At 55.2% G+C, this 23,698-nt stretch carries 22 protein-coding genes; 5 read left to right on the forward strand and 17 right to left on the reverse strand.

Translation table 11 applies throughout. The annotated features are described in order from the left end of the window. Window positions 1-33: 33 nt before the first annotated feature. Window positions 34-969, reverse strand: coding sequence for an aromatic alcohol reductase (locus ACG1VR_RS21450; RefSeq protein ID WP_395489761.1), 936 nt, complete (start codon window positions 967-969; stop codon window positions 34-36). Between the two features lie 143 nt (window positions 970-1,112). Between ACG1VR_RS21450 and ACG1VR_RS21455 the strand changes: the two genes are divergently transcribed. Further along, window positions 1,113-2,018, forward strand: coding sequence for a LysR family transcriptional regulator (locus ACG1VR_RS21455; RefSeq protein WP_395489762.1), 906 nt, complete (start codon window positions 1,113-1,115; stop codon window positions 2,016-2,018). Window positions 2,019-2,031: 13 nt separating this feature from the next. Here the strand turns inward: ACG1VR_RS21455 and ACG1VR_RS21460 are convergent, their stop codons facing one another. Together ACG1VR_RS21460 and ssb1 are read right to left on the reverse strand one after the other, a co-directional pair. After that, window positions 2,032-2,637, reverse strand: a complete 606-nt coding sequence (locus tag ACG1VR_RS21460) for a hypothetical protein (protein ID WP_395489763.1) — start codon at window positions 2,635-2,637, stop codon at window positions 2,032-2,034. Between the two features lie 119 nt (window positions 2,638-2,756). Further along, window positions 2,757-3,290 (reverse strand): single-stranded DNA-binding protein SSB1, encoded by a 534-nt coding sequence (ssb1, locus tag ACG1VR_RS21465; RefSeq protein WP_172568572.1) that lies wholly within the window; start codon window positions 3,288-3,290, stop codon window positions 2,757-2,759. 231 nt (window positions 3,291-3,521) lie between these two features. Between ssb1 and uvrA the strand changes: the two genes are divergently transcribed. After that, window positions 3,522-6,347, forward strand: a complete 2,826-nt coding sequence (gene uvrA / locus ACG1VR_RS21470; protein ID WP_395489764.1) for an excinuclease ABC subunit UvrA — start codon at window positions 3,522-3,524, stop codon at window positions 6,345-6,347. Here uvrA and ACG1VR_RS21475 read toward each other — a convergent pair whose 3' ends face one another. From ACG1VR_RS21475 to dnaB, 5 genes are all read right to left on the reverse strand, one after another. Continuing rightward, entirely contained in the window at window positions 6,348-6,701 is a 354-nt protein-coding gene (locus ACG1VR_RS21475) for an MmcQ/YjbR family DNA-binding protein (RefSeq protein ID WP_172568573.1), read from the reverse strand. It lies immediately after the preceding gene. A gap of 142 nt (window positions 6,702-6,843) precedes the next feature. Then, window positions 6,844-7,557, reverse strand: a complete 714-nt coding sequence (gene aphA / locus ACG1VR_RS21480; RefSeq protein WP_016517438.1) for an acid phosphatase AphA — start codon at window positions 7,555-7,557, stop codon at window positions 6,844-6,846. 203 nt (window positions 7,558-7,760) lie between these two features. Then, on the reverse strand, window positions 7,761-8,954 hold the full coding sequence (locus ACG1VR_RS21485; protein WP_395489765.1) for an amino acid aminotransferase: 1,194 nt from the start codon (window positions 8,952-8,954) through the stop codon (window positions 7,761-7,763). Between the two features lie 58 nt (window positions 8,955-9,012). Continuing rightward, window positions 9,013-10,092 (reverse strand): alanine racemase, encoded by a 1,080-nt coding sequence (gene alr, locus ACG1VR_RS21490; RefSeq protein WP_172568575.1) that lies wholly within the window; start codon window positions 10,090-10,092, stop codon window positions 9,013-9,015. Window positions 10,093-10,257: 165 nt separating this feature from the next. Beyond that, window positions 10,258-11,664, reverse strand: a complete 1,407-nt coding sequence (dnaB, locus tag ACG1VR_RS21495; RefSeq protein ID WP_016517434.1) for a replicative DNA helicase — start codon at window positions 11,662-11,664, stop codon at window positions 10,258-10,260. A gap of 79 nt (window positions 11,665-11,743) precedes the next feature. Between dnaB and ACG1VR_RS21500 the strand changes: the two genes are divergently transcribed. Further along, entirely contained in the window at window positions 11,744-12,727 is a 984-nt protein-coding gene (locus tag ACG1VR_RS21500) for a quinone oxidoreductase (RefSeq protein WP_395489766.1), read from the forward strand. A 199-nt stretch (window positions 12,728-12,926) separates the two neighbouring features. Here ACG1VR_RS21500 and dusA read toward each other — a convergent pair whose 3' ends face one another. From dusA to ACG1VR_RS21515, 3 genes are all read right to left on the reverse strand, one after another. Further along, entirely contained in the window at window positions 12,927-13,925 is a 999-nt protein-coding gene (gene dusA / locus ACG1VR_RS21505) for a tRNA dihydrouridine(20/20a) synthase DusA (protein WP_395489767.1), read from the reverse strand. A gap of 85 nt (window positions 13,926-14,010) precedes the next feature. Beyond that, entirely contained in the window at window positions 14,011-15,318 is a 1,308-nt protein-coding gene (locus ACG1VR_RS21510) for a conjugal transfer protein TraF (RefSeq protein WP_395489768.1), read from the reverse strand. 171 nt (window positions 15,319-15,489) lie between these two features. Further along, window positions 15,490-15,993, reverse strand: coding sequence for a cupin domain-containing protein (locus tag ACG1VR_RS21515; RefSeq protein WP_039897797.1), 504 nt, complete (start codon window positions 15,991-15,993; stop codon window positions 15,490-15,492). Window positions 15,994-16,088: 95 nt separating this feature from the next. Between ACG1VR_RS21515 and zur the strand changes: the two genes are divergently transcribed. Beyond that, window positions 16,089-16,601 carry a zinc uptake transcriptional repressor Zur gene (gene zur / locus ACG1VR_RS21520; RefSeq protein WP_039897795.1) on the forward strand — a complete coding sequence of 171 codons (513 nt, stop codon included), beginning with the start codon at window positions 16,089-16,091 and terminating at the stop codon, window positions 16,599-16,601. Between the two features lie 70 nt (window positions 16,602-16,671). Here zur and ACG1VR_RS21525 read toward each other — a convergent pair whose 3' ends face one another. From ACG1VR_RS21525 to ACG1VR_RS21540, 4 genes are all read right to left on the reverse strand, one after another. Beyond that, window positions 16,672-16,881, reverse strand: coding sequence for a CsbD family protein (locus tag ACG1VR_RS21525; protein WP_016517428.1), 210 nt, complete (start codon window positions 16,879-16,881; stop codon window positions 16,672-16,674). 161 nt (window positions 16,882-17,042) lie between these two features. Next, complete coding sequence (gene dinF / locus ACG1VR_RS21530; protein WP_395489769.1) at window positions 17,043-18,377, reverse strand: MATE family efflux transporter DinF; 1,335 nt, start codon at window positions 18,375-18,377, stop codon at window positions 17,043-17,045. Between the two features lie 75 nt (window positions 18,378-18,452). After that, window positions 18,453-19,061: a transcriptional repressor LexA gene (gene lexA, locus ACG1VR_RS21535; RefSeq protein ID WP_016517426.1), complete on the reverse strand. Its 609-nt coding sequence runs from the start codon at window positions 19,059-19,061 to the stop codon at window positions 18,453-18,455. Window positions 19,062-19,169: 108 nt separating this feature from the next. Further along, window positions 19,170-19,538, reverse strand: coding sequence for a diacylglycerol kinase (locus ACG1VR_RS21540; RefSeq protein ID WP_016517425.1), 369 nt, complete (start codon window positions 19,536-19,538; stop codon window positions 19,170-19,172). 131 nt (window positions 19,539-19,669) lie between these two features. Between ACG1VR_RS21540 and plsB the strand changes: the two genes are divergently transcribed. Next, window positions 19,670-22,099: a glycerol-3-phosphate 1-O-acyltransferase PlsB gene (gene plsB / locus ACG1VR_RS21545; protein WP_172568580.1), complete on the forward strand. Its 2,430-nt coding sequence runs from the start codon at window positions 19,670-19,672 to the stop codon at window positions 22,097-22,099. Window positions 22,100-22,148: 49 nt separating this feature from the next. Here the strand turns inward: plsB and ubiA are convergent, their stop codons facing one another. Further along, entirely contained in the window at window positions 22,149-23,021 is an 873-nt protein-coding gene (ubiA, locus tag ACG1VR_RS21550) for a 4-hydroxybenzoate octaprenyltransferase (protein ID WP_395489770.1), read from the reverse strand. Further along, window positions 23,021-23,533, reverse strand: a complete 513-nt coding sequence (gene ubiC, locus ACG1VR_RS21555; RefSeq protein WP_016517422.1) for a chorismate lyase — start codon at window positions 23,531-23,533, stop codon at window positions 23,021-23,023. The genes ubiA and ubiC overlap by 1 nt, the downstream gene beginning before the upstream one ends. Window positions 23,534-23,698: the final 165 nt, after the last annotated feature.

A 23,698-nucleotide genomic window follows, 5' to 3' on the forward strand; every position in this document is an offset into this window, starting at 1 on the left:
CCGATGGTGAGCAATCGCCATCGGCTTTTTATTTTATTCAGCCAGTAACGCCCGCAGCCAATCCTCAACCTTCTGAGTGGGAATATTTTTCCCGAAATTATACGTTTTCTCCATCGGCCACCAGACACCTTCTCCGCGCGCGAAGGCGGTGCGATAACGCAGCATCTGCTCATCCGGATGACGTCCCAGTTCGCTTTGCAAATCCGGCAGGCTGAGCACCGCTTTGCTAAAGCCCGTTCCGCTAACGCTTTCGACAATCTCTGCCAGTTTGCCGTAGCTAAGCGTTTCGCCCGCGATAAAAACCACCTGATTAACGATGCGCGGCTCCTCGAGATAAATGGCCGTCGTTAAACGCCCAATATCTTCCGGAGAAGTGACCGTTACCTGAGTCTGCCAGCTGCCCAGAGCGTTGATTGTCCGGGCCTGCAAGTTCACCACGTCGAACGCGGGCTCAAACAAGAAACTGGTAAACATGCCGGTAGAAACAATCACCCACTCGGTAGAAGACTGGCTGCGCAACAATGTCCTGACATCATGCTGCTCATCCCACACCGGCTGGCCGCTGCCTTTGCCCACCACATCGTAATCGACGCCAAACTGCCACGGAAAATAGCGTTTAACGCCCGCCTGAATCACCGCCGTGGTGATTTTCAGCTGTGTCCCCGCCCCGGCAACAAACCCCATGCAGTTGATGACGGTGTCGAATTGCTGGAACAGCGGCACCAAAGCGTCGCTCTCGCTGGCCGCGATATCCAGAGCGATAAAATCAGTGCCCGCAGCCGCGTATTTCTTATATTTTTGCGAAAGAAGCTGCCCGTTTTCGTCGAGCGAACCTGGCGAAACGCCTGCCGTAACAATGTGTCCGTGAGAAGCCGCCGCCGGAAGCAATGCGTCCAGAACTGCGGCACCCAACTGTCCCACACCAAGCACCAATATTTTTTCATCCGTATTTGCTACATTGACGATCATCTTTCATTCCCCAGCGTTTAATAGCAGCAATATTGCTGCATATCCGGGGAGTCTACTGTTATGGCTGATTGCCGATAAGCTGCCGAAACCGGGTTAAACTGTTCGTATAAATGGAACAATCTCGATAAATCGTGGGGGATGACATGGATAAACTGGAAGCGATGCGCGTATATAGCCACGTTGTTGAGACACAGAGCTTTGCCAGAGCAGCTGAATTATTGGGGCTGCCGAGATCGACCGTCTCCCGCACCATAAAAGATCTGGAAACCGGGCTTGGCGTACAGCTTATGCAGCGCACCACTCGCAGGCTGAGCGTCACTTCGGATGGCCAGAATTATTATGCTGAATGTAAAAAAATTCTCGGCGACATTTTAGCCCTGGAATCCTCATTTCCGGGGAGAAGCGGGCAGCCCAAAGGCCGCTTTAAAGTAGGGATGCCGCAGTCTCTGGCCAGGCACTGTATTTTACCAGGCGTCGCAGAATTTCTTGAACGCTATCCTGAGCTTGAGCTAATTCTCTGCTCCAGCGATCGGGTAGTAGATCTGATTCAGGAAGGGTTCGACTGCGTTATCAGGACGGGCAGCGTGGAAGATTCCACAACGCTGGTTGCCCGCCAGCTCGCCCAGTTCAAATGGTCGGTGCTGGCCTCCCCGCAGTACATTGCCCGGCACGGTAAGCCTGCCCGCTTAGAAGACCTCAAAAATCACCACGCCGTTGGCTACCTCACTCACAGTACGGGTCGCACAACCGAGTGGAGCTTTATTGATAAAGACGGTGTGGTGCCGGTACGGATGAAAGAGACGCTAACTGTTGATGACACCGACGCGTATATCCAGGCCGGTCTTCAGGGAATTGGCCTGATTCGCGTTGCCAGCTATTTAGTGAAACCTTACGTTGAGGCCGGTGAGTTGCTCCCCTGCCTGGAAGAACACGCCGTCGATATGCCGCTGTTTCTGGTTTACCCGCAAAGCCGCCATGTTTCCCCGGCTGTTCGGGCTTTTTACGACTGGAGCAAGATGATGTTGGGCATGCAGGCAGTAGAGCAGTAAGCCAGCCCCTTTATCAGGGCAAAACGGCAGCAAGCTTTCGCTTCACGGAAAGTAGCGTGCGCCGCCTGATCCAGCCGCTGGCCGGGCGAATGAGCATCCAATAAAGGCCAAATAGCACCTTCACGCGCGGAGTCGGGCAATAGACGAAGGTTTCGGTGCGTAATACTGCCGCTCCACTGCTCTCCTTTGTGACGTCAAAGCGCAATACCAGTTTGGCCGCATTTGGGTCGGTAAAGCGATGAAAAGCTTCAGCATCCGCCAGGCATTCAACACCCAGCAGCGGCCTCCAGAAACGCCCGGCCAGCCCGAAAGAAACTTCGTCGCCGTTTTGGTGAAGCGGAGTAAAGGAGCCAAATCCAAATGAATCTGCCGGGTCAACGCTTTCTGCTTTCGAAAAAGCCCGGCGCAGGCGGCGGGGCAGCTGGCGCAGGCTGAGCAACCGGCGGATCACCGGATCTTCTTCCATATCCAGCGCCAGAACGGCCTGAATAATCGCTTCAGGCGAGCCATCGACAGGTGGTGACAAGTGCTTTTCGTAAAAGCTAAACGAAGGCAAATGCGGGGTTGCCCCTTCCTGCTGCTGACATTCACGTTTACTGACGTATCCCAAAAATGCCACGGTATTTCCCTTATCGTTAAAACACCCTTTCCAGCATAGCCCAGCCGCCAGAATACAAAAAACCCTGCCGGAGCAGGGTTTTGTCTGTTCTTAATATACAGGTCTGGAACCTGAATTCATCAGAACGGGATATCGTCGTCGAAGTCCATTGGCGGTTCGTTAGACGGAGCTGGTGCGCTCTGCTGCTGCGGACGAGACTGCGCGCCGCCGCTGAACTGGTTGCCGCCCTGTGGCTGCTGAGGCTGACCCCACCCGCCCTGCTGCTGGCCGCCGCCGTTGCCGCCTGCCGGTGCACCGCCGCCCTGACGGCCGCCGAGCATCTGCATGGTGCCGCCAACGTTAACCACGACTTCGGTGGTGTATTTTTCTACGCCAGCCTGGTCGGTCCATTTACGGGTTTGCAGTGCGCCTTCGATGTAAACCTGAGAGCCTTTACGCAGGTATTCACCGGCCACTTCTGCCAGTTTGCCGAACAGCACAACGCGGTGCCATTCGGTTTTTTCTTTGGTTTCGCCGGTTTGCTTATCACGCCAGGACTCTGACGTGGCCAGTGTAATGTTGGCAACTGCGCCACCATTTGGCATATAGCGTACTTCCGGGTCCTGACCCAGATTCCCAACGAGAATCACCTTGTTTACGCCTCTGCTGGCCATGTTCGTGTCTCCTGAAACGTTTATAGATAGTCTAAACCGGGGATTCTACACTATGCCACCCACAATGTTTATAGCTGCGAGGGACATTCCAGAATGTCGGGTAAGTATAGCTCGTTTCATTAAAGCACTGGATATCCATTCAGGTTTTATTGTGTCATAATTAGCCGTTTCTGGCCGTCGGTTGTTCCTTTATATACCAGGCGCATGTAGTCATCATTCCGGGAAAGGTGAATGGATAAGATCGAAGTTCGGGGCGCCCGCACCCACAATCTCAAAAATATCAACCTCGTCATCCCGCGCGACAAGCTGATCGTTGTCACCGGGCTGTCGGGTTCAGGCAAATCCTCACTGGCATTTGATACCCTGTACGCAGAGGGGCAGCGCCGCTACGTCGAGTCTCTCTCCGCCTATGCGCGTCAGTTCCTGTCGCTGATGGAGAAGCCGGATGTCGACCATATCGAAGGGTTGTCGCCTGCGATTTCTATTGAACAGAAATCCACGTCCCATAACCCGCGTTCAACCGTCGGCACTATCACTGAAATCCATGACTACCTGCGTCTGCTGTACGCCCGAGTAGGCGAGCCACGATGCCCGGATCACGATATCCCGCTGGCGGCACAAACCGTGAGCCAGATGGTCGACAACGTGCTGGCGCAGCCGGAAGGCAAGCGCCTGATGCTGCTGGCTCCCATCATTAAAGACCGCAAAGGCGAGCACGCCAAAACGCTGGAAAACCTGGCAAGCCAGGGCTATATCCGCGCGCGTATCGACGGCGAGGTGTGCGACCTTTCCGACCCGCCAAAGCTGGAGCTTCAGAAGAAGCACACCATCGAAGTCGTTGTTGACCGCTTTAAGGTGCGCGAAGACATCGCCCAGCGCCTGGCCGAGTCATTTGAAACCGCGTTGGAGCTGTCCGGCGGCTCTGCGGTAGTGGCCGACATGGACGATGAAAAAGCGGAAGAGCTGCTGTTTTCCGCCAACTTTGCCTGCCCGGTGTGCGGCTACAGCATGCGCGAGCTTGAACCACGCCTGTTCTCCTTCAATAACCCGGCTGGGGCCTGCCCGACCTGCGACGGCCTGGGCGTACAACAATATTTTGACCCGGACCGCGTAGTGCAGAACGGTGAACTGTCTCTGGCTGGCGGAGCCATCCGCGGCTGGGATCGCCGTAATTTCTACTACTTCACCATGCTGCGTTCCCTGGCCGAGCACTATAAGTTTGACGTTGAAGCACCGTGGAACGAGCTGAGCGACACGGTGAAAAAAGTCGTGCTGCACGGTTCAGGTAAAGAAACGATTGAATTCAAATATATGAACGACCGCGGCGATACCTCCGTGCGCCGTCATCCGTTTGAAGGCGTGCTGCACAATATGGAGCGCCGTTATAAAGAGACGGAATCCTCCGCCGTGCGTGAAGAGCTGGCGAAGTTTATCAGCAACCGTCCTTGTGCCAGCTGCGAAGGCACTCGCCTGCGTCGCGAAGCTCGCCACGTCTTCGTTGAAAATACCGCGCTGCCGACAATTTCCGACATGAGCATCGGCCATGCGATGGAATTCTTCCAGAACATGAAGCTCAGCGGCCAGCGCGCGCAGATCGCAGAAAAAGTGCTGAAAGAGATAGGCGACCGCCTGAAGTTCCTGGTGAACGTCGGCCTGAACTATCTTTCTCTCTCCCGTTCGGCGGAAACGCTCTCCGGCGGCGAGGCTCAGCGTATTCGTCTGGCGAGCCAGATTGGCGCCGGGCTGGTTGGCGTCATGTATGTGCTGGATGAACCGTCTATCGGCCTGCACCAGCGCGATAACGAGCGCCTGCTGGAAACGCTTATCCATCTGCGTAACCTCGGCAACACGGTGATTGTGGTTGAGCACGATGAAGATGCTATTCGCGCCGCCGACCATATTATCGATATTGGCCCTGGCGCAGGCGTACACGGCGGCCAGGTGGTCGCTGAAGGCACCATGAAGGATATTATCGCGGTGCCGGAATCCCTGACGGGGCAGTTCCTCAGCGGTAAACGCGAGATAGCTGTTCCGAAAAAACGCGTTGCCGCAGATCCGGAAAAGGTGCTCAAGCTGGTCGGCGCGAAGGGCAACAACCTGAAAGATGTCACACTGACGCTGCCGGTTGGGCTATTTACCTGCATCACCGGCGTTTCCGGCTCGGGTAAATCGACGCTTATCAACGATACGTTGTTCCCGATTGCCCAGCGCCAGCTGAATGGCGCAACGATTGTCGAACCGGCCCCCTACCGTGAAGTTCATGGCCTGGAGCATTTCGACAAAGTTATCGACATCGACCAGAGCCCGATAGGCCGTACTCCGCGCTCCAACCCGGCGACCTACACCGGCGTTTTCACGCCCGTGCGCGAGCTGTTTGCTGGCGTGCCGGAAGCACGTTCTCGTGGCTATACGCCGGGGCGCTTCAGCTTTAACGTACGCGGTGGGCGCTGCGAAGCCTGCCAGGGTGACGGCGTAATCAAAGTCGAGATGCACTTCCTGCCGGATATTTACGTGCCGTGCGACCAGTGCAAAGGCAAGCGTTATAACCGCGAAACGCTGGAAATTAAGTACAAGGGCAAGAGCATTCACGAAGTGCTGGATATGACGATTGAAGACGCGCGCGCGTTCTTTGATGCGGTTCCGGCGCTGGCGCGTAAGCTGCAAACGCTGATTGACGTTGGCCTGTCCTATATTCGACTTGGCCAGTCGGCAACCACGCTTTCAGGCGGTGAAGCACAGCGCGTTAAGCTGGCGCGAGAGCTGTCCAAACGCGGCACCGGGCAAACGCTGTATATCCTCGATGAGCCGACGACCGGCCTGCACTTCGCGGATATCCAGCAGTTGCTGGAAGTCCTGCATCAGCTCAGGGATCAGGGCAACACCATCGTGGTGATTGAGCATAATCTCGACGTGATTAAAACCGCAGACTGGATTGTGGACCTGGGGCCGGAAGGCGGCAGCGGCGGCGGCGAGATTCTGGTCTCCGGCACGCCGGAAACCGTCGCCACCTGCAAAGCTTCTCATACCGCACGCTTCCTCAAGCCCTTGCTGAAGTAGTCACTCCGATAGTTGCTGCCTGACCTGTTCAGGCAGCAACGTCAGCGCCTGCTGATACGAAGCATCCACCAGATAGTAAATTTGCGATCCCGGCAGAGAACCGTCCAGATACAGCGTGCTCCAGTGGGTTTTATTCAGATGAGCGCTGGGAAAAACATCCTGATGTTCCTGCCGCAGTAAATCAGCCAGCTCCGGCGTTGCCTTAAGCGACACGGCCGGGCGCTGCCCATCGGCGTGTACCATCGCAAACAGCACATCGGCAACCTTAATTTGAGTCGCTTTCCAGTCGCTGTGCACGCTTTGCGCGGCACCGGGTTTATTCATGCAATATTCTAAAAGATCCGAATTCGTCATCTTGATTTCCTCGTCCTGAATAGCCTTTGCCCGGAAAAGCCCGCGGCAAAACTAATTGTGTGCCAAAAGCGCACAATCGACGAGGAGGTTGATTAAAAAAACGGCAGATAATTTATTTTAGCTGCCGTTTTCCGAAGCAGAGTTAATACTCGGAGTTAACGATGACTTCTTCACCAAATGAGCCAGCTTTTGGCAGCGGCTGATAGCTGGAATTAGAAGCTCGCAGGATACGAATACCGCGAGCGCCGACTTCCTGCGCTGCCGTGATGTCGTTATCCGAGTCACCGTAGAAGATCTTGATTTTCTTATCTTTCAGCCACTGAGTCTTGGTGTTCTGGCCTTCTTTATCTCCGGCAAAAATAACCGGATTAACGTTTGGTTCCGGGATCAGGAAGTCGTTTTGCAGCGTTTTGGTCACGGTTTCAGTTTTGGTCTGGCTGCGTCCGGTAACAAAGTAAACGCTGTCGCCACGCTTGAGGTGCATGGTTATCAGGCTTTTCGCCACCTCTTTCGGCATGCTGAATTCATCCCAGCCGTTGTTCATTTTTTCCCAAAACTCAGGGTTCTTCAGGTAATCCTGCTTGCCGGGAGAATACTCTTTCTGCCCGCGATAAAAGCCGGGGCTAGAAAACAGGACGGTGTCATCAATATCAAAGCCAACTGCCATAGGCGCGCGCCCCAGCAGGCTATTTTCTATTTGCGCCACGGAAACCCAATGCACCGGCACCTGCTGTGCCAGTTGAGCCACGGTTACGCCAGGGTTAAGCGGGGCGGGAACGGATTCCTTCGCCATCACGGAATGATTAAGGCCGACCAGCAGGCAGACGGCACTCAGTGCCAAAGCAATCTTACGCATTGTTTTCCCTTTCTATTTTATTGGTTTTAATCGTTGTTAAATTGCGCAAACGGATAATAAAGCATCCCGACCATACCTGCCGGAGCCTGATATATAAAGGTTTTATTTGTTTTATATCGGAGAAGACAGAAGAGATCACAGAACCTGGGAAATAATGCCCCTCTACTAAAGAAGAGGGGCAAGAAGAGATAGTTAGCAAGTACTTACATTACAGCGGCGAACGCCTGCGCCACGCGCTGCACGTTGCCGTGGTTCAGGCCAGCCACGCAGATACGGCCGCTGGCCAGCAGATAGATGCCAAACTCTTCGCGCAGGCGATCTGCCTGAGCAGCGCTGAGCCCGGTGTAGCTGAACATACCGCGCTGTTTCACCAGATAGTCAAAATTACGCCCCGGCACCGCTTTCGTCAGCACTTCAACCAGCACCTGGCGCATTTCCAGAATACGCACACGCATGGTTTCCACTTCGGCAATCCAGCTGGCTTTCAGCTTCTCGTCATTCAGGACGGTAGCGACAAGCTGTGCACCAAAGTTTGGCGGGCTGGAGTAGTTGCGGCGCACGGTGGCTTTCAGCTGCCCCAGCACACGGCCCGCGGCATCGCTATCTTCGCAGACTACGGAAAGGCCGCCTACGCGCTCGCCGTAAAGGGAGAAGATTTTAGAGAACGAGTTGCTGACCAGCATCGGTAGCCCGGCCAATGCAATGGCGCGGATAGCGTAAGCGTCCTCTTCAATCCCGGCACCAAAGCCCTGATAGGCGATGTCGAGGAACGGGATCAGATTACGTGCTTTGAGGATTTCAACTACCGCGTCCCACTGGCCGTTGTTCAGGTCGGAGCCGGTTGGGTTATGGCAGCACGGATGCAGCAGAACAATGCTTTTTTCCGGCAGCGTGTTCAGTTTTTCCAGCAGTGCTTCGAAGCGCACGCCGTTGGTTTCGCTATCAAACCAAGGGTAGGTATTAACGGTGAAACCCGCGCCTTCAAAGATGGCTACGTGGTTTTCCCAGGTCGGATCGCTGACCCAAACCTGAGAATCAGGGAAATAAGATTTCAGGAAATCGGCACCCACTTTCAGGGCGCCCGAGCCGCCGAGAGTCTGAATGGTGGCAATGCGGCCTTCGATCAGAGCCGGGTGTTCGGCACCAAACAGCAGCGGTGCGATGGCGCTGCGGTAGCCGTTCAGTCCTTCCATCGGTAAATAGAGAGAAGCGCCGTGAGGCTGCGCATTCAGGCGAGCTTCAGCTTCCGCGACAGCCTGCAGCTGCGGGATAACCCCGTCTTCATTGTAATAGAGGCCGATGCTGAGGTTGACCTTGTCGCTGCGAGGATCGACTTTGAAGCGTTCCATGAGGGAAAGGATGGGGTCGCCAGCATAGGCGTCAACTTTTTGAAACACGGTGAGGTTCTCCTGGTTTACAGTTCGCGGATTTCCACTGTAAACCAGGCGAGGACAATCAGTCCAGATACTTCATCGTCACCCTTGAGGTCAGGCGGGTGATAAGTTCGTAAGCACTTACATTCGTATATTCTGCGATGCGCTCGGCCGGTAATCCTTCGCCCCACAGCACCACGTTATCACCCGGTTTTTCGGCTGCATCGGGGCCAAGATCGACGCAAATCATATCCATTGCCACGCGGCCAACCAGAGGAACTTCCCTGCCGTTCACCAGCACCGGCGTACCCGAAGGCGCGCTACGAGGATAACCGTCTCCGTAACCCATAGCGACAACGCCGAGGCAGGTATCACGCCCGGCAATCCAGGTGCCGCCGTAGCCCACCGGTTCGCCCGCTTTGTGTTGGCGCACGGCTATCAGGCTGGAAGTGAGCGACATTGCTGGCTGGAACCCAAAATCTTCGCCCCACGGCTTCTGCTCCAGCGGAGAAACGCCGTACAGGATAATACCCGGGCGGACCCAGTCCATATGCGATTCCGGCCAAAGCAAAATACCCCCGGATGCAGCTATCGAACGCTGGCCGGGTTTGCCTGCGCTAAAACTATTAAAGATATCGAGCTGGCGCGGCGTGGCATCCGAGTCCGGCTCATCTGCGCGGGCAAAATGGCTGACTATATTGACCGGCTGACGGACGTTTTTGCAATGCGTGAGGCGCTGGTAGAAAGCTTCGGCGTCTTCCGGGCGCACGCCAAGGCGGTGCATGCCTGTATCCAGCTTCATCCAGACGGTAATGGGCTGGCTGAGTTCGGCCTGCTCCAGCGCTTCAAGCTGCTGGATGCTGTGCACTGCGGTATGAAAATTTTGCGCGGCAATCGTCGGCAAATCGCCGTCGTTAAAAAACCCCTCCAGCAGCAGAATCGGTTTTTCTATTCCGCCAGCCCGGAGGCGCAGCGCTTCTTCAAGGCGGGCAACGCCGAAGGCATCGGCGTCATCTAAAGTGCGGGCGGTCTCCAGCAGACCATGCCCATAGGCGTTTGCTTTCACTACCGCCACCATACGACTGTTCGGGGCCAGTTCGCGCAGGCGTTGCAGGTTGTGTCGCAGAGCGCGGCGGTTAATTACGACGGTTGCCGCTTGCATGTTCGTTCCTTGCTCAATGTTTGGATTAATTTGTGCAAATCCTCTAAATCATTCAGGTCACAGCAAGGCGGCAAGAGAACTCAGCCCGATGAGCTTACTAAAGTAAGTGATTCGGGTGAGTGAGTGCAGCCAACGCAGTTGTGGCTTGAGGGATGACGAGGATTTTTATTCTTCGTCGTACTGCGGCCCGGTGTAGTTATCGAAGCGCGACCACTGGCCGTTAAAGGTCAGGCGCACGGTGCCGATTGGGCCGTTACGCTGCTTACCGATGATGATTTCGGCGATGCCTTTCAGGTCGCTGTTTTCGTGGTAAACCTCGTCGCGGTAGATGAACATAATCAAGTCAGCATCCTGCTCGATGGACCCAGATTCACGCAGGTCGGAGTTGACCGGGCGTTTTTCGGCGCGCTGCTCCAGAGAGCGGTTAAGCTGAGAAAGCGCAACAACCGGCACCTGAAGCTCTTTCGCCAGCGCCTTGAGGGAGCGTGAAATTTCGGCAATTTCCAGGGTACGGTTATCAGACAGCGAAGGTACACGCATCAGCTGAAGGTAGTCGATCATTATCAGGCTCAAGCCTTCATGCTCGCGGTAAATACGGCGCGCGCGGGAGCGGACTTCGGTCGGCGTCAGGCCTGAGGAGTCATCAATATACATATTGCGCTTCTCCAGCAGGATGCCCATGGTGCTGGAAATGCGCGCCCAGTCCTCGTCATCCAGCTGGCCGGTACGAATTTTGGTCTGATCCACACGCGACATCGACGCCAGTATACGCATCATGATCTGCTCGCCGGGCATCTCAAGGCTGAAAATCAGTACCGGCTTGTCCTGCGTCATCGCGGCGTTTTCACACAGGTTCATCGCGAAAGTGGTTTTACCCATCGACGGACGGGCCGCAACGATAATCAGGTCAGAGCGCTGCAGGCCGGCGGTTTTCTTGTTGAGATCCTGGTAGCCGGTATCCACGCCGGTTACGCCATCGTGCGGCGTCTGATACAGCGATTCAATACGCGAAACCGTGGCCTCGAGGATCTGGTCGATGCTTTTCGGGCCTTCATCTTTATTAGCCCGGTTTTCGGCAATCTGGAACACGCGGGATTCGGCGAGGTCCAGCAGGTCTTCGCTGCTGCGCCCCTGCGGGTCATAACCGGCATCGGCAATTTCGTTAGCTACCGCGATCATTTCGCGCACAACCGCACGTTCACGAACGATGTCTGCATAAGCGCTGATGTTCGCCGCACTTGGTGTATTTTTTGACAATTCAGCGAGATAAGCAAAACCGCCGACGCTCTCCAGATTTCCCTGTAGCTCAAGGGATTCGGAAAGCGTAATCAGGTCGATGGGTTTGCTCATTTCGAGCAGGCGCTGCATTTCGGTAAAGATCATGCGGTGCGGTCGGCTGAAGAAGTCGTTGGCGACGACGCGCTCGGCGACGTTGTCCCAGCGTTCGTTATCCAGCATTAAACCGCCCAACACCGACTGCTCCGCCTCAAGCGAGTGCGGCGGCATTTTCAGCCCTTCCACCTGGCGGTCGCGGGGTTCGTTCGGTTTGTTGAAGGGTTTATTTCCTGCCATAGTGAGGGAGTTACCAAATTCATAGTGAGAGACCCGGAAGTATAACCATTCTTGTCACTCTTCGACACAAGGAGTTTCCATGGCAACGCGCATAGAATTTAGCCAGCACGGCGGGCCTGAAGTGCTGAAGTCGGTTGAATTTACACCGAAAGATCCTACAGAAAACGAAGTTCAGGTGGAGAATAAGGCGATAGGCATCAACTATATCGATACCTATATTCGCAGCGGACTTTACCCGCCTCCATCGCTGCCCAGCGGGCTGGGAACCGAAGCCGCAGGCGTTGTCAGTAAGGTCGGCAGCCAGGTCACGCACCTGAAAGTCGGCGATCGCGTTGTTTACGCCCAGTCCGGGCTGGGAGCCTACAGCAGCGTGCATAATGCTCCTGCCGACAAGGTCGCTAAAATTCCAGATGCTATCTCATTCGAACAGGCCGCGGCTTCGTTTCTGAAAGGCCTGACGGTGTTTTATCTGCTGCGCAAAACCTATGAAATCAAAGCCAACGAAACCTTCCTGTTTCACGCGGCGGCGGGCGGCGTGGGGCTGATTGCCTGCCAGTGGGCGAAAGCGCTCGGCGCGAAGCTGATTGGTACGGTGGGTTCCGCGCAAAAAGCCGAACGTGCTCAGCAGGCCGGGGCCTGGAAGACGATTAATTACCAGCACGAAAACATATCTGAACGCGTGAAAGAGCTGACCGGCGGGAAAAAGGTCGCGGTGGTTTACGATTCGGTGGGTAAAGAGACCTGGGAAGCTTCGCTCGACTGCCTGCAGCGCCGCGGGCTGATGGTCAGCTTCGGCAACTCATCTGGCCCGGTGACCGGCGTCAACCTCGGCATTCTGAATCAGAAAGGGTCGCTGTACGTCACTCGCCCGTCTCTGAACGGTTATTTGACTACCCGAGCAGAATTTGACGAAGCCTGTAACGAGCTGTTTTCGCTAATTGCCAGCGGAGCAATCAAGGTGGATGTGGCTGAAAACCAGAAATTTGCGCTGAAGGATGCGGTGCTTGCTCACCGAACGCTGGAAAGCCGTGCAACTCAAGGCTCAAGTTTGTTGATCCCTTAGAAAGAATTAGGGCTTCCCGCAGGAAGCCCTTTCTTTTTTTGTTCGTGCCGTATGTAGGGTACAGCGCGATGAATTCTGTTACTGCGAAAAGATATTCTCAGATTTGATGGCTAATTGAAACGGCCCCGCCGGGATTAAGTGCAGGCTTGTGATCGGCTCCGCAATACCCAAATTAACCCGGCTTATTCCGTCTCTACGGCTAACGTTTGTCGGCCACCAGAGACAGCGCGTGTTCCACAACATCAATCCCTGCCCCAGCTTTGTGGGCATTTTCACTTAAATAGCGCCGCCACTGGCGCGCTCCCGGAATACCCTGGAACAGGCCGAGCATATGTCGGGTGACGTGGCCAAGATAAGTGCCGTTTGCCAGTTCGCGCTCAATATAAGGATACATCGCACGTACAACGGCAACCGGATCGCGGTCTTCTACGTCCGCGCCAAAAATCTCACGGTCGACCGTGGTCAGCAGGCCAGGATTTTGATAAGCCTCGCGCCCGACCATTACGCCATCCAGGTGCTGGAGGTGCGTTTTGGCTTCTTCCAGCGTTTTTACCCCGCCGTTGATAGCCATCGTCAGGTGCGGGAAGTCACGCTTAAGCTGGTAAACACGAGGATAGTCCAGCGGCGGTATTTCACGGTTCTCTTTCGGGCTAAGGCCAGAAAGCCAGGCTTTACGCGCGTGGATGATAAACATCTCGCACTCGCCCTTACCGGCTACGGTGCCGATAAAGTCACACAAGAACTCGTAGCTGTCCTGGTCGTCAATACCGATACGGGTTTTTACCGTAACCGGAATCGAAACCACATCGCGCATCGCTTTTATGCAGTCGGCAACCAACTCCGCGTCGCCCATCAGGCAGGCGCCGAAGCGGCCATTTTGCACGCGGTCTGAAGGGCAGCCAACGTTGAGGTTGATTTCATCGTAACCCCTGGCTTCGGCAAGTTTTGCGCACTGTGCCAGAGCCTGCGGGTCGCTGCCGCCCAGCTGCAACGCGACGGGATGCTCCTCTTCGCTATAGGCCAGATAGTCCCCTTTGCCGTGAATGATCGCCCCGGTAGTCACCATTTCGGTGTACAGCAGCGTGTGGCGAGACAGCTGACGCAGGAAATAGCGGCAGTGGCGGTCGGTCCAGTCCAGCATCGGAGCAATAGAGAAACGATGCGGCTGAAAAGGAGTCTGGTTGCTTTGTGAGGACATACGTTTACGCGGGCTACGGTTTAAAAAGGGTCGCTACTATAGCATAAAGCAGCACCGGAGCATCTGCCTGCCCCGGTGAGCCTCATTAGAAAGTCACGCTCAGCTGTGCGCCTGCGCCCCAGGTCTTTTCTTCGCCGTACAATCCCATCAGATCGACATGTACGCGTTTGCCCGGCGCGAAGCCAATGCCGCCGGTGAAGACATTGCTGTCGTTGTTCTTCATATCCGCGCGGTAACCTGCCCGCAGCGCCAGCCAGGAAAGCGGCCTGACTTCTGCACCTACGCCAACATATTGGGAATTAGCTTCGCTCTTGAAACCTTTCGTTTCGGTAAGGTCGCCGTCGGCGCTGAGCGTAACAAGTTCGTTATGCCAGGCTACGCCAGCAGTCACCAGAGGGCTAATCTGGAAAGTATCTTTGTAGCTGCGGGTTTCACCGGTGCGCCCGCTGGTGATGCGAATATCTTTGGTGTCGATATCGCGTGAAACCAGGTTCTGACCGCTCAGACCTACGGTCCAGTTTTGCCCTAAGTCTGCGGCAACGCCCGCATCAAGGTTAAAGCCGGTATCGTCGTTGCGATATTGCCCTTTTTTCCAGTCACCGCTGTCATAGGAGTAAATCGAAGTCGTGTAATTATACAGCCAGGTTTTCTGCAGTTTTGGCGTCACACCAACCGAAACCGGCACGCCGCCAACATCGAACTTATGCGCCAGAGCGATCCCGTAATCGGAAACAATTGCAGCCCGCCCGGAGGCAGTAGAATTCAGATTACTGGTGATACGGTTAGAACCATTAAGCGCGGCATCAATCGCCACGCTTCCGGCAACCAGGCTGGAGTTCTGAATACTGCGCAAATAGTCGATGTCGTTCTGGTCGATAGAAGAGCTGACTCTGGCCCGCGCGTAGGCTTTAGTGACGAAGGCGACGGACAGCGTGTCATTGGGAATGCTGACAGCGATACCTGCGGCAGCTTTAGCGTTTGCCGTTTCACCGCGTAAATCTTCCAGTTCACCGGCTAAATCGCCCGCCGCGCTGCGGAACTGATTTAATGTTCCGCCGGGATTTAAAATTATATCTCGCGGCGTTAACGACCCGATGGCGAGTTTATAGTTATCAACTTTGTCGCTGATATCATCAATTTTGTCCTGGAGATTGTCTTTATCGGTTATTTGCGCCCCCACCGTCGGGAGAATAACCGTAATATTGTCATCAGGTTGAGAGTTTGCTAATAACGCCGGGTTGATCAATACGCCGCTACCATAGCTGGCAGAAGCCACCCCTGTTCCGCCCATCGCATCGTTGCGCGCTTCGGACCAGGTGCCTGCCGCCCCGGCCTGATTAGCAATAAATAACGTTGCGGCGAGTGTCGCCACCGAAGATTTTATTTTATTCATTCACAGCACGCCTGTCTGATTGTCAGATTAAGTAATTCACCCCCGACAGTTATGACTGAACAGAGGCGGACTATTGCTGTGAATAGCGCGATAAAAAGATGGATATTTAAGCCATCAGCATCCCCAATATATCCTTAGGGTTCGAGTCTTATTGTTTCCTTGCTAATTAATTTATAGTTTACCCTTCGGCTTTCGTGAAGGCAGACCGTTATGCGGGCCAAAGAATTGCGGCGGATGATCGATCCAGCGATCCTTACGCTGCATGGCATAAGACTGGTTTAGCGGGTAATAAATTTTATTTTCGGCCTTATTAGCCTCCCCCACGACTAACAGTCGAACATCCTGCTCAGTATTATTAATGAAGGTATGGCAAATACCGGTTCCGGCGGGGAAACCGACGCTATCACCCGGTTCAAGCCGCCACAGGTGGCCGTTAATCCACACTTCAGGGTGCCCTTCGAGCACATAGGCAAACTCCTCTTCGCTGCTTTCTGCATGAGGGTAAGAGGTTCGTCTGCCGGGGGGAATACGTTCATGGTGAATGCCGAGTCGCGTCAGTCCTAAATTCCGGGCCAGCGGAGCGCCAACGGAAAAGCGTTCCGGGCTGTCCGGGTAGCTTGAGTCATCTGCGCCTTCAAGTTCGCGCCAGTGGCGAATACAATCTGGTTTTTGCATAACATCCTCCGGGGTAGATAGGGTCATTATGTACCAGGATTCGGCGTTTTATCCGCATTATGGTAAAGTATCAGGTCAATGACCGGGAGAGGCTGATGGATACCACCACAACGCAAAACGTGTTAGCACAGGCAGAAAAGCTGTGCCTGCAACGCAATGTACGCCTGACGCCACAGCGTCTTGAGGTGCTGCGCCTGATGTCCGAGCAAACCGGAGCCATCAGCGCCTATGACCTGCTCGATCTCCTGCGCGTCAGTGAGCCTCAGGCGAAGCCTCCGACCGTTTATCGTGCGCTGGACTTTCTGCTGGAGCAGGGCTTTGTGCATCGCGTGGAATCCAATAACAGCTATGTGCTGTGTAATTTCATCGAAAGCCCTACCCACTCTTCGGCCATGTTTATCTGCGACAGATGCGGCTCGGTGAAAGAGCAGGCGGCTGAGGGTGTGGAAGATATTATGCAAAATCTTGCGTCAAAGATGGGATTTGCGCTGCGCCACAACGTGATTGAAGCGCATGGTTTGTGCTGTGACTGCGCAGAAGTTGAAGCCTGTCGGCATCACGATGCCTGCGGCCACGACCACACGGTGCAATCGAAGAAAAAACGTTAGAAGGGTTGGTACATCCTTGTACCCGGGTAGGATAGCCTGTGAGCATTAGCACATTTGAGAGGCTGGCAGGCTACCAGCGATAGTCATTCCTGGACTCCCAGTCCTTCACTTCTTTCTCTGCCTGGTCTTTGGCATAGCCGTAGCGTTCCTGGATTTTACCCACCAGCTGGTCACGCTTACCTTCGATAACGGTCATATCGTCATCGGTCAGCTTGCCCCATTTCTCTTTAACCGTACCTTTGAACTGTTTCCAGTTACCGCCGAGTTCGTCCTTATTCATAGTCGTCTCCTCATCGTTCGGTTTAGGTTCTGAACATATCAGCCGTTGGGTGCTTTCCTTTGAACAGTCACCCACTATCTGCTGAACGTGAGATTAATTGTAGTTAATGATTTCGACCTCTGGGAAAAAATAAGAATCTTTAACCATTCAGAGAGAAATCACTACTGCCTGCCGTCGGCGGGAAACCAGCTGTTATTACGCCAGTGGCGACGCCAGATAAAACCGAGCGAAAGGCCGCGCAGCGCCAGAAACACCGCCAAAGCCAGCCACAGCGCATGGTTGCCAAAGAGAGGCAGTGTCAGCAAGGTTAGACCAAACCCCAGCGCCGCAACGGCCATGCTGTTACGCATTTCAGCCCCACGCGTAGCGCCGATAAACATTCCGTCCAGCAGGTAACACCAGACGCCAACAACCGGCAGTATGATTTGCCATGGCAGATAGCTATTCGCCAGCTGGCGTAGCTCTGGTAGCGAAGTCAGCATCGAGACTATCTGCTCGCCCGCCACGGCATAAACAGCGGCGAAAGCCAATGCAACCAGCCCGGCCTGCCTGCATGCCGCTCCCCAGACCTCGAGAAGCTGCCCGCGATTACGGGCACCATACGCCTGCCCGGAATGCGCCTCAACGGCATAAGCAAATCCGTCCAGCGCGTAGGCGGTAAAGGTCAGCAGCGTCATCAAAACCGCATTCAACGCGACAATTTCGCCCCCCAGCCGAGCGCCAAAAATGGTCATTGAGGCAAAGCAAACTTGCAGCAGAAGCGAGCGCAGCATGATGTCACGGTTGAGGGCCAGCAGCCTTCGCAGATCTCCTCGCCATGCCATCTTCAGGCATGACCAATCAATACCGCGCAGCTTTAACACCCTGTGTACCATCGCTAAGCCGATGATAAACGTCGCATACTCGGCAATAACGGTCGCCAGTGCGGCCCCCTGCACGTTCATATGCAGGCCCATGACAAGCCAAAGGTCGAGCACGATATTCAGCAGGTTACCCACCACCAGCAAAATAACCGGGGCGCGAGCATACTGCACGCCGAGCAGCCAGCCCAGCAGCACCAGATTAGCCAGCGACGCCGGAGCGCTTAGCCAACGAATTTCAAGAAAACGCCGGGCCTGATAAAGCACCTCTTCGCTGCCGCCGACAATATGCAAAGCAAGACCGATTAGCGGCCCGCGCAGCACCATAATGGCCAAACCGGCGGCCAGCGCCAGTATCAGCGGCTGAAGCAAAGCGCGGGCGAGACGCAGCGGATCGTTAGCGCCAAACGCCTGAGCCGCAAGCCCGGTAGTGCTCATACGCAGAAACAGCAGCAGCATAAACAGGAAACTGGTCGCGGTTGCGCCTATCGCCACGCCGCCCAGATAGGTCGGGCTGTCGAGATGACCAATAACGGCGGTATCAACCAGCCCCAGCAGCGGCACCGTGATATTGGAGAAAATCATGGGAAGCGCAAGACGCCACAGCGCACTATCCGTCGACGAAAAAAATCGCATCAGAGTGACCCAGGAAAATAATGAGGGGGAATAGAGCGGGTGGTACGGCGTGTTACCGCACCACCGAAAGACGTGTTACAGCCATTCGCCGTTGCGGATTACGCCCACGGCCAGACCTTCAATGCTAAAGTTTTGCTCGCGCAGATCGACAACGATAGGCTGAAACTCGCTGTTTTCAGGCAGTAGCTGAACGGTGTTGCCCTGTTTTTTCAGACGTTTAACGGTCACTTCGTCGTCAATACGCGCCACCACAACCTGGCCATTACGTACGTCCTGCGTTTTATGCACCGCCAGCAGGTCACCATCCATAATGCCGATGTCTTTCATCGACATGCCGCTCACGCGCAGCAGGAAGTCGGCATTCGGTTTAAACAACGACGGATCGACCTGATAATGGCCTTCGATATGCTGCTGCGCCAGAAGCGGCTCACCGGCGGCAACGCGCCCGACCAACGGCAGGCCGGTTTCTTCTTCAACCAGCAGGCGAATGCCGCGCGACGCGCCGGAAACAATCTCAATGACCCCTTTGCGGGCCAGCGCTTTGAGATGTTCCTCAGCGGCGTTTGGAGAACGGAACCCCAGACGTTGTGCAATCTCGGCGCGCGTAGGTGGCATGCCGGTTTGGTTGATATGATCCCGAATGAGATCAAACACCTCTTGCTGCCTGGTAGTTAGTGCTTTCATTCCGCCCCCTGGGTGTTTATACAGTTATGCTGTGAGTATATACAGCCCCGGGTGAATTTGAAACCACAAATTAAGCAAAAACCAGCCACTTAACCGATTATGGAAAGCCTATCGCAAATGTGACCAAAGCAGCGTGACCCAGGTGACAACCGCCAGAATAATCGCAATCAGTACGGCGGCAGACCCCATATCTTTGGCGCGCCCGGAAAGTTCGTGGTAGTCGGTGCCTACGCGGTCGACCAATGCCTCGATGGCGCTATTCAGAATTTCAACAATCATCACCAGCACCACGGAGCCAATCAGCAAAATGCGGGTGATCGGGTCAACGTCCAGCCAGCAGGCGATTATAATAGCAATTACCGCGGCCACGCCCTCCTGACGAAATGCAGCTTCGTTTATCCAGGCCGCACGCAGCCCCTTCCACGAGTAGCCTGCAGCCTTAATAATGCGGGTGATGCCGGTGGTATTATTCGCCATTCAAGGAAACCTTTTTAAATATTGAGCGTCAATGCTCATTGAGTCTAAATCGCAGCGCCACAGAAATTCCCCGGAGTTTCTGATATCCTTGCGGCGCATTTGCATTATTAACCTGAGGCTTTACATCATCTATGTCAGGCTGGCCAAGAATTTACTACAAATTACTGAATTTACCATTAAGTGTTCTGGTAAAAAGCAAGTCTATCCCGGCGGACCCACAAACCGAACTCGGTCTGGATCCCTCGCGCCCAATTATGTATGTCCTGCCTTATAACTCGAAGGCAGACCTACTGACCCTGCGCGCCCAATGCCTGGAGCATGACCTGCCCGATCCGCTGGAACCTCTGGAAATTGACGGCGCACTGCTGCCGCGCTACGTGTTTATTCACGGCGGGCCGCGCGTCTTTACTTACTACACGCCAAAAGAAGAGTCGGTAAAACTGTTCCACGATTATCTGGACCTGCACCGCAGCAATCCCGATCTCGATGTACAGATGGTGCCGGTTTCCGTGATGTTTGGCCGCTCACCCGGCCGCGAGAAAGGGGAAGTTAATCCTCCTCTGCGCACGCTAAACGGCGTACAAAAATTCTTTGCCGTTTCGTGGCTGGGTCGCGACAGCTTTGTGCGCTTCTCTCCCCCTGTTTCGCTGCGCCGTATGGCAACCGAACACGGCACTGACAAAATCATCGCCCAGAAGCTGGCTCGCGTCGCGCGTACCCACTTCGCTCGCCAGCGCTTAGCTGCCGTTGGGCCGCGTTTGCCGGTGCGTCAGGACTTGTTTAACAAGCTGCTGGCATCGAAAGCCATTGCACGTGCGGTAGAAGATGAAGCGCGCAGCAAGAAAATTTCTCACGAGAAGGCACAGCAGAATGCCGTCGCGCTGATGGAAGAGATTGCGGCTAACTTCTCCTATGAGGCCGTTCGCCTGACGGACCGCGTACTGGGGCTGACCTGGAACCGTCTCTATCAGGGCATTAACGTGCACAATGCCGAGCGCGTGCGCCAGCTTGCTCACGACGGCCACGAAATCGTCTATGTGCCGTGCCACCGCAGCCACATGGACTACCTGCTGCTCTCTTACGTGCTTTACCACCAGGGGCTGGTGCCGCCGCATATTGCCGCCGGTATTAACCTGAACTTCTGGCCAGCAGGCCCGATATTCCGCCGCCTGGGTGCGTTCTTTATTCGCCGAACCTTTAAGGGCAACAAGCTCTACTCTACGGTATTCCGCGAGTACCTCGGCGAGCTATTCAGCCGCGGCTATTCGGTTGAGTATTTCGTGGAGGGGGGGCGTTCACGTACCGGCCGCCTGCTTGACCCGAAAACCGGCACCCTGTCGATGACCATTCAGGCCATGCTGCGCGGTGGCACCCGCCCTATTACGCTGGTGCCGATTTATATCGGCTACGAGCATGTGATGGAGGTCGGAACCTACGCCAAAGAGCTGCGCGGCGCGACCAAAGAGAAAGAAGGCTTTATGCAAATGGTCCGCGGCCTGAGCAAGCTGCGTAATCTGGGTCAGGGCTATGTGAACTTCGGTGAACCGCTGCCGCTGATGACCTATCTGAATCAGCACGTTCCTGAGTGGCGCGACTCTATCGATCCAATCGAATCGATTCGCCCGGCCTGGCTGACGCCGACGGTTAATGAAATTGCGGCTGACCTGATGGTGCGCATCAACAACGCAGGCGCGGCAAATGCCATGAACCTGTGCTGTACCGCGCTGCTCGCTTCGCGCCAGCGTTCTCTTACCCGCGAACAGCTGACCGAACAGCTGGACTGCTACCTGAATCTGCTGCGTAACGTGCCTTATTCTCCGGACGCGACGGCGCCAACGGTCACGGCCGATGCGCTTATCGACCACGCGTTGCAGATGAACAAGTTCGAAGTTGAGAAAGACACCATCGGCGACATCATCATTCTGCCGCGCGAGCAGGCAGTGCTGATGACCTATTACCGCAACAACATCATGCACATGCTGGTGCTGCCTTCGCTGATGGCCTCTATTATCACCCAGCATCGCCATATCTCGCGTGCCGAGCTGCTGCGTCAGATAGAAGTTATTTATCCGATGCTTAAGGCCGAACTGTTCCTGCGCTGGGAGAAGAGCGAGCTGGGCGCTGAAATCGATGCAATGATTGCGGAGATGGAGCGTCAGGGGCTGGTTGTTGTTGCCAATGATGAAGTGCAGATCAATCCGAACCGCTCACGCACCTTGCAGCTTCTGGCGGCGGGCGTGCGCGAGACTATCCAGCGTTATGCCATTACCTTCTGGCAGTTGAGCGCCAACCCGGCGATTAACCGCGGCACCCTGGAGCGCGAAAGCCGCACCGTGGCGCAGCGTTTGTCGGTCCTGCACGGTATTAACGCCCCGGAATTCTTTGATAAAGCCGTCTTCACCTCGCTGGTACTGACCCTGCGCGATGAAGGCTACATCAGCGATACCGGCGACGCGGATGCGGCCGAAACCATGAAGGTTTACCAGATGCTGGCAGATCTCGTTACCTCGGACGTGCGCCTGACCATTGAGAGCGCGGCGTCCCAGGACGCGGTTTCTTAAAATGCAAAAAGGCGGGTGAGAAACCCGCCTTTTTTATTGTTGGCCCGAATCAGAAGTGCAGGTAGCTCAGCACCAGCCCGATAAACAACACCAGACCCACATAGTTATTATTCATAAACGCTTTAAAGCAGCCTTCACGCTCACGTTTGGCAATCAGCTTCTGCTGGTGAACAAACAGCCCGCCGGCCAGTAGAATCGACCAGTAAAATGTGCCGCCCAGACCGTTTAGCCAGCCAACCATCGCCATCAGCACCATCGTGGCAACCTGCAAAATCCCGATAATCAGTTTGTCATTACGGCCAAACAAAATCGCCGTCGATTTAATGCCAATTTTCAGGTCATCATCGCGGTCAACCATCGCGTATTGCGTATCGTAAGCTACCGCCCAGCAAATATTCGCCAGGAACATCAGCCAGCAGCTCAGCGGCACGGACTCACTAACCGCGGCAAACGCCATGGGAATGGACCAGCCAAACGCCGCTCCCAGCACCACCTGCGGCAGATGGGTGTAGCGCTTCATAAACGGATAAATCCAGGCCAGCGCCAGCGCCGCAACGGACAGCAAAATCGTCATCGTGTTCAGCGTCAGCACCAGCACAAAAGCCAGCGCCACCAGCACCACAAATAGCGTGCGGGCTTCTTTCTCGCTTACCGCTCCGCTGGGTATTGGGCGCTGAGCCGTACGCTTAACGTGACCGTCAAATTTGCGATCCGCATAATCATTAATCACGCAGCCCGCGGCGCGCATCAGCCAGACTCCGGCAATAAATACCGCCAGAATTGTCAGCGGCGGCATGCCCGGCGAAGCGACCCACAGCGCCCACAACGTCGGCCACAGCAGCAGCAGCGCGCCTATCGGCTTATCGGTACGCATCAGCCGGTGGTAAGCCAGAAGTTTTCCCTGGCTCAAACTCCATTCCATTATTTTTCCTCCTCATACAGCGGAGACGCTGGCAGGAACAGTTCGGTAAGCAGCAGTGGCTTGCCGGAGAGCCTCAGGCGGGAGCGACGCCCCCACAGTTCGGCGCTGCGGCCAACCTGGATATAATCTCGCGTCAGGGTCGATGAGCTAAACAAGTAGCGGCCCAGCGGCGTGCTACCCAGCTTCTGCAACGCGAGTTCCGGCCCGTCGAGCGTGGTTTCTGGCACTACGGTGCGACCAAGCAGCCATGGCACCTCATCCCCGCAGAGAATGATTTCCCGCAGCCAGTAGCGCCCGGTATGGGGCAGCAGTTCAGCCTCGGGCACATCATCGCTATTCGGGTCGATAAAACCTTCACGCACAATGCGTACGGTAACTTTTGAGCAGTGCTGTTCGAAGCGCTTCGTCATCGAATCTTCCAGCAGCAGCCAGTCGAGATAAGCGGAGCTAAGCCCTTGCGGGACCTCCGTAAAGAAATTCAGAGCGCGCAAAGGCGACAGCGCGTCGGACATGGGGATGCTCTCCGATACATAACCTGAAGGCATTGTAACGCAGAACGCCGCCGTGCGGCAGGCAATGGCAACACTGGCCGTAAATATCGCAACAATTGAGCAACAGCAGCTCAAAGCCGTCGGGCTACGGAGAAAAAAAAGGTGCGCCGGAGCGCACCAATACTT

Source organism: Cedecea davisae, assembly GCF_044095835.1.
GTDB lineage: Bacteria > Pseudomonadota > Gammaproteobacteria > Enterobacterales > Enterobacteriaceae > Cedecea > Cedecea davisae.